This window comes from Phormidium tenue FACHB-1052, from assembly GCF_014696675.1.
Taxonomy (GTDB): Bacteria; Cyanobacteriota; Cyanobacteriia; order Phormidesmidales; family Phormidesmidaceae; genus Nodosilinea; species Nodosilinea tenuis_A.
Genome location: NZ_JACJQN010000025.1, coordinates 15343 through 27953 on the forward strand (window position 1 = coordinate 15343; position 12611 = coordinate 27953).

Consider the following 12611-nt stretch of genomic DNA (forward strand, 5'->3'; position numbering starts at 1 on the left):
GCCGTGCTAGGGCAAAGCGCGGCTGCTGTTTCTTACCCAAAAAGCATTCAGGGTTGTTTATTTTAGTTGTCTAAGAGCCAGGCCAGCCTTGGCTTAGCAATCCGTCTCACCCAGCCGCATTTATAGAATGCGTATCCTATGGCATCCTTAGGTACCCTCAACTTTTTAGGCCAGTAGACCCCCTACATCCTGATCGCACCGCACTCGAATTCACTATCACCCGCAGGATTAACCCATCGTGACCCTTCAAACCGAATCCACTGCCAACCTTGGGGAAGCCTCGCTCCCAGACCTCAACCGCCAAATGCTGGTCATTCTAGACTTTGGCTCCCAATATTCTGAGTTAATTGCTCGCCGCATTCGCGAAACCGAGGTGTACTCAGAGGTGCTCTCCTACCGCACCACCGCTGAGCAGCTCAAGCAGCTCAATCCCAAAGGGATTATTTTTTCGGGCGGGCCTAACTCGGTCTACGACAACGGTGCTCCCCACTGCGACCCCGCCATTTGGGAACTGGGCATTCCCGTGTTGGGTGTGTGCTACGGCATGCAGCTGATGGTGCAGCAGCTTGGCGGTCAGGTCGAGCGCGCCGAGCGGGGCGAGTACGGCAAGGCCGATCTCTTCATTGACGACCCCACTGACCTGCTTACCAACGTCGAAGACGCCACCACCATGTGGATGAGTCATGGCGACTCAGTAACCCGCCTCCCCGAGGGCTTTGAAGTGCTGGCCCACACCCATAACACGCCCTGCGCCGCCGTTGCCGACCACACCCGCAAGCTCTACGGGGTGCAGTTTCACCCCGAGGTGGTGCATTCCAAAGGCGGCATCGCCCTGATTCGCAACTTTGTCTACCACATTTGCGAATGTCAACCCACCTGGACCACCGAAGCCTTTGTGGAAGACGCCATTCGCGAGGTGCGGGCGCGGGTGGGCGACAAGCGGGTATTGCTGGCCCTCTCGGGTGGGGTTGATTCCTCTACCCTGGCCTTTTTGCTGCACCAGGCGATCGGCGATCAGCTCACTTGTATGTTTATCGACCAGGGCTTCATGCGCAAAGATGAGCCCGAGCGACTGGTGAAGCTGTTTGCCGAGCAGTTTCACATTCCGGTGATTCACGTTAAGGCGCGCGATCGCTTCCTGGCCCAGGTTGAGGGCGTCACCGACCCCGAAGTCAAACGCAAGCGCATCGGCCACGAGTTCATTCGCGTGTTTGAAGAAGAATCGAAACGCCTTGGCCCCTTCGACTACCTAGCCCAGGGCACCTTGTATCCCGACGTAATTGAGTCCGCCGATACTAATGTGGATCCCAAAACTGGCGAGCGGGTGGCGGTGAAGATCAAGAGCCACCACAACGTCGGCGGCCTGCCCAAAGATCTGCAATTTAAACTAATAGAACCGCTGCGCAAGCTGTTTAAAGACGAAGTGCGCAAGGTCGGTCGCTCCATCGGCCTGCCCGAGGAGATCGTGCGGCGGCAGCCCTTCCCCGGCCCTGGCTTGGCGATTCGCATTATCGGCGAAATCACCAAGGAGCGGCTGGAGATTTTGCGCAATGCCGACTTTGTGGTGCGCGATGAGATCGCCAAGCAGGGCATGTATCACGACTTCTGGCAGGCCTTTGCGGTGCTGCTGCCGGTGCGCAGCGTGGGGGTGATGGGCGACCAACGCACCTACGCCTACCCGATCGTGCTGCGCCTAGTCAGCAGCGAAGACGGCATGACCGCCGACTGGTCGCGGGTGCCCTACGACCTGCTAGAGACGATCTCGAACCGCATTGTCAACGAGGTGGAAGGGGTTAACCGGGTCGTTTACGACATTACCTCAAAGCCGCCTGGCACCATCGAGTGGGAGTAAACTCTAAATTTGCTGTGAGCCGGATTAATGAATTGTCCCGGCTCACACCGAATGTTGATCATAGGAGAGTAGCCACTCCTCGGTCGCTTTGGGCGATCGCAGATGCACGGTAGACAGATGGGCATATTCCGGTTGCTGAAACAGGGCCGGATACTGCTGGCGTTTTTTCCAGTAGGTGCGCAACAGCCAGATCAGAATTGAATCGCGGCTGAAAAACGACTGTCGAAACGTCTCTCGATTGCCGTTCCAGAGTTCTTCTTGGTAGAGCGATCGCCGCAGCGTGCGCTTTAGCAGCCGCCCCAGCACCAGCCCAAACGGGTAATCCAAAAATACGATCGTGTCGGCTCTGGCCCAAACAAGGTCGCGCACGGCGCTGTAGTTGCCGTCTACAACCCAGCGATCGCCGCTCAGAGCTGCCGTTACCCGATCGTAAAAGACTTGAGGCTCCGCAGGAGTCCAATTTGGCTCCCACTGTAGGGCATCCAGCTCGACATGGGGAATCAGGCAGCGTTGAGCAACCTGTCGCGCTAGAGTTGTCTTACCTGATCCCGTTGTGCCAACGATGGAGATGCGTGCCATGCAGTTGTCCATTCCCGAATCCATCATTCAATCCATTCGGTTGCCCGAAAGCCGTATCGAGGCAGAGCTTCTAAAAGAACTCGCCCTGGCCCTTTATGCCCAAGAGCTGCTGTCCTTTGGCAAAGCTCGTGAACTTGCCAGCCTTGATCATCGCCAATTCAGCCAGCTTCTAGGCGATCGCCACATCACCCGACATTATTCAGAATCTGAACTTGAAGAAGATCTGGACTATGCCCGTCGTCAGTAACACCTCGCCTCTCTTAAACCTGGCAATCATTGACCATCTGTTCCTGCTACCTCAACAATTTGGGCAAGTCTACATTCCCTTAGCCGTTCTCTCAGAGCTGAAGGTCAACGATAAATTACCCGGTTCTGGTGCTCTACAGACTGCCATTAGTGAGGGTTGGCTGATCGCCCAAACTTTGACAGACAGATCATTGGTTAGCCTGCTGAAGTAAGACCTGCACCAGGGTGAATTTGAAGCCATTGCCCTAGCAGTTGAACTGGCTGCCGAGATAATTTTACTCGACGAGAAAGAGGCTCGCCGAGCGGCTAGAGCATTAGGCCTAGGCGTTACGGGAACTTTAGGCGTTTTGCTCAGGGGGCAATACGAAGGAAGCATACCTTCCCTCAAAGCTGTAATAGACCGCTTGCAGCAAGAAGCTAATGTTTGGGTGGCACCAGCGCTGCGGGCTCAACTCTTACGGGAAAGCGGTGAGTCATAGGTTAGACCTAACTCAGCTTGCAGGTGAGCTTGCCGTCGGACTCACCGCCGATTTCCCCGTAGTCCACCAGGCCGACGGGGAAGGGGTTGACTTTCCAGATGTCGCTGCAATATTCGGCGATCGAGCGATCGCTCGAAAAGCTTCCCATCCGCACCGAGTTGAGAATCGCCATGCGTGTCCAGCTGTCGGCATCGCTGTAGGCGCGGCCCACCGTCTCTTGGCAGTCAATGTAGGCCTGGTAGTCAGCCAGCAGCATGAACGGATCGTGGTACAGCAGCTTGTCGAGCAGGGGCTTAAACAGATCGCCATCGCCGTGGGAGAAGTGGCCGGAGGCAATCAGGTCGATCGCATCCTTGAGCATGGGGTGGCGCTGGTAGTAGCTGTAGGGATCATAGCCGTCGGCTTTGAGCGCCACCACCTCGGGGGCGGTGAGGCCAAAGAGAAAGAAGTTCTCAGCGCCGACGGCGTCGCGAATTTCCACGTTGGCGCCGTCTAGGGTGCCGATGGTTAGCGCTCCGTTCATGGCAAATTTCATGTTGCCGGTGCCCGAGGCCTCAAAGCCTGCGGTGGAGATTTGCTCGGAGAGGTCGGACGCCGGATAAATGCGCTGGCTGTTGGTGACGTTGTAGTTGGGTAGAAAGATCACCTTGAGCTGATTGCGCAGGTCGGGGTCTCGGTTGACCATGTCGCCTACGGCAGTGACCAGCTTAATCATCAGCTTGGCCATATGATAGCCGGGGGCCGCTTTGCCGCTAAAGATAAAAGTGCGCGGCGTGATATCTAAACTGGGATTTTGCTTTAGCTGGCTGTAGAGGGTGACAATGTGTAGCACGTTGAGGTGCTGGCGCTTGTACTCGTGAATGCGCTTCACCTGCACATCAAACAGTGAGGCAGGGTCGACTAAAATGCCGTGCTGACGATGGATGCGGCCAGCCAGCTCGCGCTTGACAGACTGCTTGATCGCCCGCCACTCGGCTCGAAAACCGGCATCGTCGGCCAGGGGTTCGATCGCCTTGAGTTCGTCGAGGTGCTTGATCCAGCGATCGCCAATCCGGCTCGTGATCAAGGTACTCAAGCGCGGGTTGCTGAGCACCATCCAGCGGCGGGGGGTGACGCCGTTGGTCTTGTTGCAGAACTTTTCGGGGAAGAGTTCGTAGAAGTCGCGCAGCACGGTCTCTTTGAGCAGTTCGCTGTGCAGGGCGGCGACGCCGTTGATGGTGTGGCTGCTGACGCAGGCCAGATTGGCCATGCGCACGTAGCGATCGCCGCTTTCGTCAATCAGCGACATGCGAGCCAGGCGGGCCGCATCCTTGGGAAACTTCATCCGCACCAGGTCGAGGAAGCGGTTGTTGATTTCGTAGATGATCTGCAAATGGCGGGGCAATAGCTGGCCAAACAGGCTAACGGGCCATTTCTCCAATGCCTCGGGTAACAGGGTGTGGTTGGTGTAGGCCAGGGTCTTTTGGGTAATTTCCCAAGCCAGGCTCCAGTCGAGGCCGTGCTCGTCGAGCAGCAGGCGCATGAGTTCGGGAGCGGCGATCGCCGGGTGGGTGTCATTTAGCTGAATGGCAAACTTTTCGTGGAACTGCTCCACGGCCATGCCCTGCCCTTTCAAAATGCGAAACATGTCTTGCAGGGAGCAGGAGACAAAGAAAAACTGTTGCTCTAGGCGCAGCTGCTTACCGGCGGTCTTTTCGTCGTTGGGGTAGAGCACCTTGGAGATGTTTTCTGAGGCGACTTTTTGCTCGACGGCGCCGTAGTAGTTGCCCTGGTTAAACACCGCAAAGTCAAAGGACTCAATCGCCTCGGCCTTCCACAGGCGCAGGGTGTTGGCGGTGTTGACCTGGTAGCCCAGAATCGGCGTGTCGTAGGGCACGCCCAGCACCTCGCGATCGGGCACCCAGCGCACCCGGTAGCGGTCCTGGTCGTCGGTGTAGGTTTCGGTGTAGCCGCCCAACTTGACCTCCACCGACCACTCGGGCCGCACCACCTCCCAGGGGTTGCCGTAGCGCAGCCACTTGTCGGTGCGCTCGACCTGCCAGCCATCGCGCAGGTCTTGCTCAAAAATGCCGAACTCGTAGCGAATGCCGTAGCCTACGGAGGGTACCTCCAGCGACGCTAAAGAATCGAGATAGCAGGCCGCTAGTCGGCCCAGGCCGCCATTGCCCAAACCTGGCTCCTCTTCCTGCGCGAGGAGGGTGTCAAAGTTTAGCCCCAGTTCCTCCATCGCTTGCCTGACCGGCTCGTAGATGCCCATGTTGATCAGGTTGTTGCCCAGGTGCGGCCCCATGAGAAACTCCGCCGACAGGTAGCAGACGGTGCGGGCGCGGTGCTGGGTGTAGCTCTCGGCGGTGCCATTCCAGCGGTGCAGCATGCGATCGCGCACCAGATACGCTAGGGCCATGTAGTAGTCGTGCTGGGTAGCCAGCGACACCGGCTTGCCCTGCACATAAAACAAATTGTTGAGAAACGCCCGCTTAATGCTCTCGATATCGGTGGCGGTGCGCTCTTTGTCTAAGGCGGTGGATACAGCAACGTCTACAGGGGAAGGGGTATCCATAGGTGATCGATCCTGGGTCAGGGTGCAGTGAGTGACTCTATTGATCAAATGAAACTAGGCGATCGCGCAGTGTGGCCTAGGGCACGATTTAATCTTAGTTTAAGGATGCCGAAATGTATGGAAACAATCGCTTTAAGCACCTGTTGCCATCTTCCTGTAGATTCTGGCAGATGCTTTTACCCATGCTTATCCCACCCCGTTGGCGGATATTTCCCAATAGAAACCATCAGCTCGATGTCTGTTTCAATTAGTTCAAAATACTGATGCCCAGCTTCACTGTCAGCTAATGTGTTTAGTTTTTCAGCGATCTGAAAACGACAAAGAGGTCTGAGTCATGGAAAAGACTCCCAAAGCTGAGTGGTCATAGAACAAGGGCAGAGAATTGGGAGATGCTTTACATCAGCAGCCCACTCAGGATACTGGCTCCGTATCGGGGGGCAGGCGTAGTACGAGATACTCCTCATCAAAATAGGTGCCGTCAATACATAGAGAATCACGTTCTAGCCCAAAGGACTCAAACCCCCGCGACTGGTAAAGGGAGACCGCTGCAACATTGCCCGCCGTGACGCTGAGCACGATCTGCCGCAGGCCGCCCAGCTTTCGAGCGTGAGCGATCGCTGTATCCAGCAGACTAGAACCAACCCCCTGACCACGAAACTCCGGCGAAACATACATGCTTCTCAGAGACCCAACGTGAACCCGCTTCGGGCGATTTTCTCGCGAAAACCCGAGCATGCCTATTAGGTGGTTGCGATCGCTAAACGCCCCAAAAACGCCGCCACCGGCATCATTGTTGGTGTGCAGTCGAGCGGCAAAATCGGCCAGCGAGAGCTGCGCTTCCTGCTCATAGCTAGAGATAAAGGCCGATGGCGACTCCCGTAAGGCAAGGAGCCGCAGATCGCGATAGGCCGCGACATCCTCAGCGGTTAAAAACCGAATTTCCATGGCTGTGGGTTAGACATAGACGATCCCGGCGTTGCTAATCAGCAGTATGATTTGCCCCCCTAGCCCCCCAATTCTGGGGGGAACCAGACGACTTCAAAGTCCCCCAAAATTGGGGGGTTGGGGGGCCGATGCAGCAACTGTTGCTTTTGCAAATTCATTCCTCAATTCAGCAACGCCCGATCCCTCACCTACTTTTCGAGCCCCCTACTGCCCCCTCGCCCCATAAACTGCCCGTGAATGCTCACCGCGTAGGGCACCAGGTAGGTTAACCCCGCAGAAACCCAGCGGGAGCGGGTCATGGTATTGCTGCGCACTGCCGCACCGTGGTTAATGGCAAACAACAGCGTGCCAATCACCAGGGCAACCCGCAACCCGCGCACCGCCAGGTAGGGGGTGACTAGCGCTGCCAGGTAACCTTTCGTTGCCTCCATGGTGTTGATGCCTGTAGAGATGCTGACTAAGTAGAACCCCTCTCCGCTGGGAAAGGGGTAGGAAGAAGGCTAACCCTGAGAACGAGCCGGACTTAGGACACCAGTTCCTTCGTGCGACGCTCTTCCCACTTGCGCGGGGGGCTGGTGCGGCGAATGTTGCGCCAGATTTGAGTAGCGGCCAGGGTGCCATCGGCAACGGCCACCGTTACCTGGTTGACGCCCTGCTTGAGATCGCCGATCGCAAAGATGCGATCGTGGGTGGTTTGGCACATCGTGTTCGTGACCAGATTTTCCCCATCCCACTCCAGGCTAGGGATGCCCTTGAGGTATTGGTTGTGGTAGATCGAGCCCATGTTGATCAAGCCAGTGGTGGCTTCGACTACGGTGCCGTCGGTCAGCTCTACGCCGCTCATCTTATGGTTTTGGCCGAGGAACTTGGCGATCGGTGCTTCGTAGAGGGGGTAACCGTAGTCGGCCAGCTTGGCCCGCATTTCGTCGCCGACGGTGCAGAGGCCGTGGGTGAGCACCGAAATGTAGGGGGTAAACCAGTCGAGCACAAAGGCCGCGTTGATCTGCGACTCTTTGCCCGCGATTAGCACCGCTTTTTGATCCCACATGTCAAAGCCATCGCAGATCATGCAGACGTGTAGGGTATAGCCTGCGTAGTCATAGACATTCTGCATGTCGTCGAGCTGGGGCAGCACATCGATCACACCGGAGGCCGCAATTAAATATTTGGCGCGAAACACGGGGTAAATGCTGTCAACTTTACCCACTTTGACCTGCACCGCCAGATGGTCGCCTTCGTCAACCACGTCTTCAACGAAACCGCGCAGGTAGTCGGCCCCCCATTCCACCGCCTGCTTGGCTCCGTGGACGAGCATGTTGCGACCGGGGGTATCGGGGTCTACACCGACCACGTTGCGCACCTCCTGCATCCACAGCGATCGCCCCTTGCCCTTTTCGACCACCAAACATTTAAGACCGTAGCGGGCCAGATAAATAGCCGCTGACAACCCTCCCATGCCACCGCCAACCACGATGGCATCGTAAACCTGGTCTGTCCGTTCATGGAGATTTTGACGGGAGAGTTTCATAGCGGTGACTGATGGAGAGGACTGCGCTCGGCCTAAGCGGTAAGAACAGATCAGGCCATGGTTCTAGGCTAAAGGATTTGAAAAAATCGCAATGAGAATTGTTGAACACCTACACAGGTCAATCGGATAGGGCTTGTAGCTTTTGCCCGCTTTGACCCCCGATCTAAAAAGGCAAAGGGGATTTTGACAACCCCCTTTGCCTAAATACTCACCCAGGGTGAGCCAGAGGGCAATTAGCCAACGAAGGCTAAACGAGGCTCAGAGACCCCAGCCGACTCGGTGCCTTTGATGTAGGCCATCATGGTGTCAGCATCAGACACTTCAAAGGGGTCAATGGGGCAGTTGTCGCCAAAGTCAGACTCAACAAAGATTTTTTCAATGTTGCCGTCGTTGACGAGCATGGAGTAGCGCCAAGAGCGCATGCCAAAGCCCAGGTTAGATTTGTCAACCAGCATGCCCATCTTGCGGGTAAACTCGCCGTTGCCGTCGGGCAGCAGGAAGACGTTTTTAGCGCCCACCTTTTGGCCCCACTGGAACATCACAAAGGCGTCGTTGACGGAGACGCAGACGATAGCGTCAACGCCGTGGGCCTTGAACTCTTCGTACAGCTCTTCGTAGCGGGGCAGGTGGTTAGAGGAGCAGGTGGGGGTAAAGGCACCGGGTAGCGAGAACACCACGACCTTCTTACCAGCGAAGATATCGCTGGTGGTCAAATCTTGCCAGCGGTAGGGGTTAGGCCCGCCCACAGACTCGTCCCGCACGCGGGTCTTAAACGTAACGTCGGGCACCTGTCCAGTAGCAATAAGCGCAACCATAAATTACCTCTTCGTAGTTCTACAACAGTTAACTGCGTTTCCAGCCTTCGCTGCTCAACTCAGAATAATTCCGAGTTAAGAAATCTTCAATAAGCATATTAACTCAAAAATCAGACTTTTTGTAAAGCAAGACTAATTCTTAGATGAGAATGCTAATCTGGTAAGGGTAGGTTATTGTGGTATGTCAAGCCTTTGCCTGTGCTGGGTGCGGCTGTCGCAGTGCTGGAGTTCTGGAGCCAGGGAAAATGTTGTCCCAAGCGGATCAAATCGTCACTATGCTGAAGTCTCGGGGGCTGCGCGTCACCCCCCAGCGCTTTGCCGTGTATGCCAACCTGCTGGGCCGCTGCGACCACCCCACCGCCGACGATATTCTCCACGATCTCAACCAAGACGCCCCGACTTCGTCCCAGGCGACGGTCTATAGCTCGCTGCAAGCGCTGCGCGGTGCCAACCTCGTGCGCGAGGTGCTGCTCGAAGAGGGGGTGTGCCGCTACGACGCCAATGTGGGGCCGCATCACCACTTTCGCTGTCAGATCTGTGGGGCGATCGCCGACATTCCTTGGGAAACCCTAGCTAGCGTCAACCTGCAAACCCTCAGCCCTCGCTGGCAAGTCGAGGGCTATGAGGTGACGGTGCGGGGTGTGTGCGATCGCTGTCAGCCTGAGTAGGGCAATTTTAGGTTTGCGATTTTGGATTTTGGTCTGGGCGACCGGCACAGGCGATAAACTGCTGCTAAGCAAGCCATAGAATGTCGGGGCTAACCCGCTCCAAAATCGCAAATCCAAAACCTAAAATTGGCACAAAACTATGACTACCCCCACCCCGATCACCAGCCCCTGGCAGATGAAACCCTGGTGGTGTCAGCCCTGGTCAATTGTGCTGACGGGGGTTGCGATCGTGGGCGGTAGCTGGCTGCTGCTCCACCGTCTCTGGCTGACGGCCCTGGTTGCAGCTCCCATTGGCGTATGGATGGGTTTTTTCTTGCTACTCTGGCCGCGCCTCATGCGCGAAGCGGGCTATCTAGATGCTCCGCCGGTTGATCAGTAACCTCACTAATCTTTTTGACAGATCGATCCCGATTGGTAGGCACCTGACATTGCTGCCCATACAGCAACAACATCAGGTCATGCATAAAGCAATACCTAAAAGGGCAGCTTTTTCTTGCTGGCTTTTTCGCTGTCGTAGTCGAGTTCCTTCAGCTTTTTCATAATGCGGCTGAAGTACTCTTGCATATAGTCTTCGAGGGTGGTGATTTCTTCCTTAGGAATGCCAAACACCTGGTAGACCTCGTCCATGGGGGCATCAAGGGGCTGACTACCGGCAACGACTTCTACAAAGGCGAGGCGATCGGCAAAGTTCCAGCCCCACTGAAAGAACTGAGCCACCTTGCGAATCGCCCGCAGCAGCTCCAGGGAAATGCGCGAGACCCTAGCCTCTTGACCACACTTGCGCTCGCACAGGCGCATGATTTCGTATGCACCCCAGGCGCGGGTGCCCGCCAGGGGAAAGCTGCGGTTCTCCGTTTCGGGCACCGAGAGCGCCTTGACTGCAAACCGGGCAATATCTTGGGTATCCATATAGGCAATGGGGGCCGCTTCGCCCATCACCCAGATCGGCTGCTTTTCGAGGATGGGTATGGCGTACTGGCCAATGAGCCCCTGGAGGAAGCCGCAGGGCTGCAAGATGGTGTAGTTGAGCCCTGACTCGGCCAAAAATTTTTCAGTGCAGCGCTTGACGTTCATCAGCGGCACGTGGGGAAACTTGTCGGAGTTTAGAATGGAGAGAAAGATGAACCGCTTGATGCCCGCGTCGCGGGTGGCTTTAATCAAATTGACCTTGCCCTGCCAATCAACCTGCATGACCGACTCAGAGGGCCGGGCTGTAGACGCGTCGATGACTGCATCAACACCCTCTAGGGCAGGGGGCAGCGTCTCAGGCTTGGAGAGGTTGCCCCGCACTAGCTCTACCCCCCACTCTCGCAGAAAGGCGGCTCGCTGGGCGCTCCTCACCAGGCAACGAACTTCGTGCCCCTCATCCAGGGCACGGCGGGCAATTTGCCTGCCAAGGGTGCCAGTAGCGCCAACGACCAATACTTTCATGAGGGAATTGATACAAAAGTTTAACTTCCTCTAAGAATATCAGATGGCTCCACTGGTTACACCCCTAGAGCCAAATCTACTCTTCGCCGCCCTGCACCCGCAGCAGCAAAAACCCAATTCCCAGGCCCAATAGGGTCAGGGTAAAGATAATGATCGCCGTATTAAAAATTTCGCCGCCCATACGCTCTCCTTCCACAGCACTATAGTAATTGAGCCAGTTGCCCAGCCCGCCGGGGAATGGCTTATCCCCTGGCCGCCCTCATTTTAGACCAGATTGGTATCACCCCCTGCGCTATGACTATCCGCCAAACCTCGCTGTCGAGCCTGTCTGCGTCGCGCCCTCGCTTAGCGATTCCCCTGGGCGATCCGGCGGGCATTGGCCCTGAAGTGATTCTCAAGGCGCTGAGGGCGAGGGATTGGTCGGCGATCGCAGCCATTACCGTGCTGGGCACGCGATCGCTCCTGCACCAAGCCCTGGGTGCTCTCCAGCAATCTCTCTATGCCGGGCCGCTACCGAACTTGGACTCTCTAGATTTTGTGGATATTGCGCCGCCGCTGTCTTTAGAAACGGTGACCTTTGGCCAGGCCAGCGCCGCTACCGGGGCCGCCAGTTTTGCCTATCTGCAAGCCGCCATTGAGGGCGCTGTAGCGGGGCAGTACGATGCGATCGTCACCGGGCCGATCGCTAAATCGGCGTGGAAAGCGGCTGGGCACCACTATCCTGGCCAGACAGAACTTTTGGCTGAGGGAGCAGGGTGCGATCGCTTTGGCATGGCCTTTGTGGCCCAGTCGCCCCACACCGGCTGGTGGCTGCGCGCATTGCTGGCTACTACCCACATCCCCCTGCGCCAGGTGCCGGAGGTGCTGACACCAGCGCTGCTCACCCAAAAGCTCGATCTGCTAGTTCACAGCCTAAAACAAGACTTTGGCCTGACGCAGCCCCGCATTGCCGTGGCGGGCCTCAACCCGCACAGTGGTGAAGGCGGGCAACTAGGCCGCGAAGAGGTGGACTGGCTCATCCCCTGGCTGGAGGTTCAGCGCCAGCGCTATCCCCAGGTGCAGCTCGATGGCCCGATTCCTCCCGATACGATGTGGGTGCGCCCTGGGCAGGCCTGGTTTGGCACCGAGGGAAGGGCGCTAGAAACGGCCCACGACGCCTACCTGGCTCTCTATCACGATCAGGGGCTAATTCCAGTGAAGCTGATGGCCTTTGATCGGGCGGTGAATACGACGGTGGGCCTGCCCTTTGTTCGAACTTCGCCCGACCACGGGACGGCATTTGACATTGCGGGGCAGGGGATTGCCGATGCTAATAGTATGGTGGCGGCGATGGAGGTAGCGGTGGCGGTGATGAACAGTCGGAGGTGAGGGAGAGTGGGGGAGGTAGGGGAGTTTTGGGTGATTAATTTTGAGGGTTGAGTTTTTGATGCGGGGTATGAATTCAAAATTCAAAGTTCAAAACTTAGACCTGGAACTTAGAACAGGTTTGTCTGGCACATCTTCCACGG

General features: G+C 56.7%; 13 protein-coding genes and 1 pseudogene. 6 read left to right on the plus strand and 8 right to left on the minus strand.

All coding sequences use genetic code 11. The features are described 5' to 3' along the window. Positions 1–238: 238 nt before the first annotated feature. Positions 239–1852, plus strand: coding sequence for a glutamine-hydrolyzing GMP synthase (gene guaA / locus H6G07_RS24000; protein WP_073610854.1), 1614 nt, complete (start codon positions 239–241; stop codon positions 1850–1852). Between the two features lie 42 nt (positions 1853–1894). On the opposite strand, the gene H6G07_RS24005 is transcribed toward guaA, so the two are convergent. Continuing rightward, complete coding sequence (locus H6G07_RS24005; protein WP_073610855.1) at positions 1895–2431, minus strand: AAA family ATPase; 537 nt, start codon at positions 2429–2431, stop codon at positions 1895–1897. Here H6G07_RS24005 and H6G07_RS24010 point away from each other — a divergent pair. Both H6G07_RS24010 and H6G07_RS27265 read left to right on the plus strand, forming a co-directional pair. After that, positions 2430–2678, plus strand: a complete 249-nt coding sequence (locus tag H6G07_RS24010) for a UPF0175 family protein (protein ID WP_073610904.1) — start codon at positions 2430–2432, stop codon at positions 2676–2678. The genes H6G07_RS24005 and H6G07_RS24010 overlap by 2 nt on opposite strands. Beyond that, positions 2662–3156: pseudogene (locus tag H6G07_RS27265) on the plus strand (PIN domain-containing protein). Before H6G07_RS24010 ends, H6G07_RS27265 begins: the two are co-directional and overlap by 17 nt. A gap of 7 nt (positions 3157–3163) precedes the next feature. Here H6G07_RS27265 and H6G07_RS24020 read toward each other — a convergent pair. The 5 genes from H6G07_RS24020 to H6G07_RS24040 form a co-directional block, all read right to left on the minus strand. Further along, positions 3164–5716: a glycogen/starch/alpha-glucan phosphorylase gene (locus H6G07_RS24020; RefSeq protein WP_073610856.1), complete on the minus strand. Its 2553-nt coding sequence runs from the start codon at positions 5714–5716 to the stop codon at positions 3164–3166. Positions 5717–6127: 411 nt separating this feature from the next. Beyond that, positions 6128–6661 (minus strand): GNAT family N-acetyltransferase, encoded by a 534-nt coding sequence (locus tag H6G07_RS24025; protein ID WP_073610857.1) that lies wholly within the window; start codon positions 6659–6661, stop codon positions 6128–6130. A 188-nt stretch (positions 6662–6849) separates the two neighbouring features. After that, complete coding sequence (gene nrtS, locus H6G07_RS24030) at positions 6850–7092, minus strand: nitrate/nitrite transporter NrtS (RefSeq protein ID WP_073610858.1); 243 nt, start codon at positions 7090–7092, stop codon at positions 6850–6852. A gap of 92 nt (positions 7093–7184) precedes the next feature. Next, positions 7185–8189: an NAD(P)/FAD-dependent oxidoreductase gene (locus tag H6G07_RS24035; protein WP_073610859.1), complete on the minus strand. Its 1005-nt coding sequence runs from the start codon at positions 8187–8189 to the stop codon at positions 7185–7187. A 233-nt stretch (positions 8190–8422) separates the two neighbouring features. Beyond that, the gene (locus H6G07_RS24040; RefSeq protein ID WP_073610860.1) at positions 8423–9004 is read right to left on the minus strand and encodes a peroxiredoxin; all 582 of its coding nucleotides are present in this window, start codon (positions 9002–9004) and stop codon (positions 8423–8425) included. 275 nt (positions 9005–9279) lie between these two features. On the opposite strand from H6G07_RS24040, the gene H6G07_RS24045 reads away from it, so the two are divergent. Next, positions 9280–9672: a Fur family transcriptional regulator gene (locus H6G07_RS24045; protein ID WP_242026971.1), complete on the plus strand. Its 393-nt coding sequence runs from the start codon at positions 9280–9282 to the stop codon at positions 9670–9672. Between the two features lie 139 nt (positions 9673–9811). Next, positions 9812–10051 carry a DUF6737 family protein gene (locus H6G07_RS24050; protein ID WP_073610862.1) on the plus strand — a complete coding sequence of 80 codons (240 nt, stop codon included), beginning with the start codon at positions 9812–9814 and terminating at the stop codon, positions 10049–10051. 95 nt (positions 10052–10146) lie between these two features. Here H6G07_RS24050 and H6G07_RS24055 read toward each other — a convergent pair whose 3' ends face one another. Both H6G07_RS24055 and petM read right to left on the minus strand, forming a co-directional pair. Next, complete coding sequence (locus tag H6G07_RS24055; protein ID WP_073610863.1) at positions 10147–11103, minus strand: SDR family oxidoreductase; 957 nt, start codon at positions 11101–11103, stop codon at positions 10147–10149. Between the two features lie 76 nt (positions 11104–11179). Beyond that, positions 11180–11284, minus strand: coding sequence for a cytochrome b6-f complex subunit PetM (gene petM, locus H6G07_RS24060; protein WP_073610864.1), 105 nt, complete (start codon positions 11282–11284; stop codon positions 11180–11182). A 113-nt stretch (positions 11285–11397) separates the two neighbouring features. On the opposite strand from petM, the gene pdxA reads away from it, so the two are divergent. Then, a complete protein-coding gene (gene pdxA, locus H6G07_RS24065) occupies positions 11398–12471 on the plus strand; it encodes a 4-hydroxythreonine-4-phosphate dehydrogenase PdxA (RefSeq protein WP_073610905.1) in 1074 nt (357 codons plus the stop codon). The last annotated feature ends 140 nt before the right edge of the window (positions 12472–12611 follow it).

Bases quoted from the DNA above. Each gene is read 5' to 3' on its own strand.
- H6G07_RS24005 (WP_073610855.1), bottom strand. From the start codon at position 2,431: ATGGCACGCATCTCCATCGTTGGCACAACGGGATCAGGTAAGACAACT.
- H6G07_RS24010 (WP_073610904.1), top strand. From the start codon at position 2,430: ATGCAGTTGTCCATTCCCGAATCCATCATTCAATCCATTCGGTTGCCC.
- H6G07_RS24055 (WP_073610863.1), bottom strand. From the start codon at position 11,103: ATGAAAGTATTGGTCGTTGGCGCTACTGGCACCCTTGGCAGGCAAATT.
- nrtS (WP_073610858.1), bottom strand. From the start codon at position 7,092: ATGGAGGCAACGAAAGGTTACCTGGCAGCGCTAGTCACCCCCTACCTG.
- H6G07_RS24045 (WP_242026971.1), top strand. From the start codon at position 9,280: ATGCTGAAGTCTCGGGGGCTGCGCGTCACCCCCCAGCGCTTTGCCGTG.
- H6G07_RS24025 (WP_073610857.1), bottom strand. From the start codon at position 6,661: ATGGAAATTCGGTTTTTAACCGCTGAGGATGTCGCGGCCTATCGCGAT.
- petM (WP_073610864.1), bottom strand. From the start codon at position 11,284: ATGGGCGGCGAAATTTTTAATACGGCGATCATTATCTTTACCCTGACC.
- H6G07_RS24050 (WP_073610862.1), top strand. From the start codon at position 9,812: ATGACTACCCCCACCCCGATCACCAGCCCCTGGCAGATGAAACCCTGG.
- H6G07_RS24035 (WP_073610859.1), bottom strand. From the start codon at position 8,189: ATGAAACTCTCCCGTCAAAATCTCCATGAACGGACAGACCAGGTTTAC.
- H6G07_RS24040 (WP_073610860.1), bottom strand. From the start codon at position 9,004: ATGGTTGCGCTTATTGCTACTGGACAGGTGCCCGACGTTACGTTTAAG.
- H6G07_RS24020 (WP_073610856.1), bottom strand. From the start codon at position 5,716: ATGGATACCCCTTCCCCTGTAGACGTTGCTGTATCCACCGCCTTAGAC.
- pdxA (WP_073610905.1), top strand. From the start codon at position 11,398: ATGACTATCCGCCAAACCTCGCTGTCGAGCCTGTCTGCGTCGCGCCCT.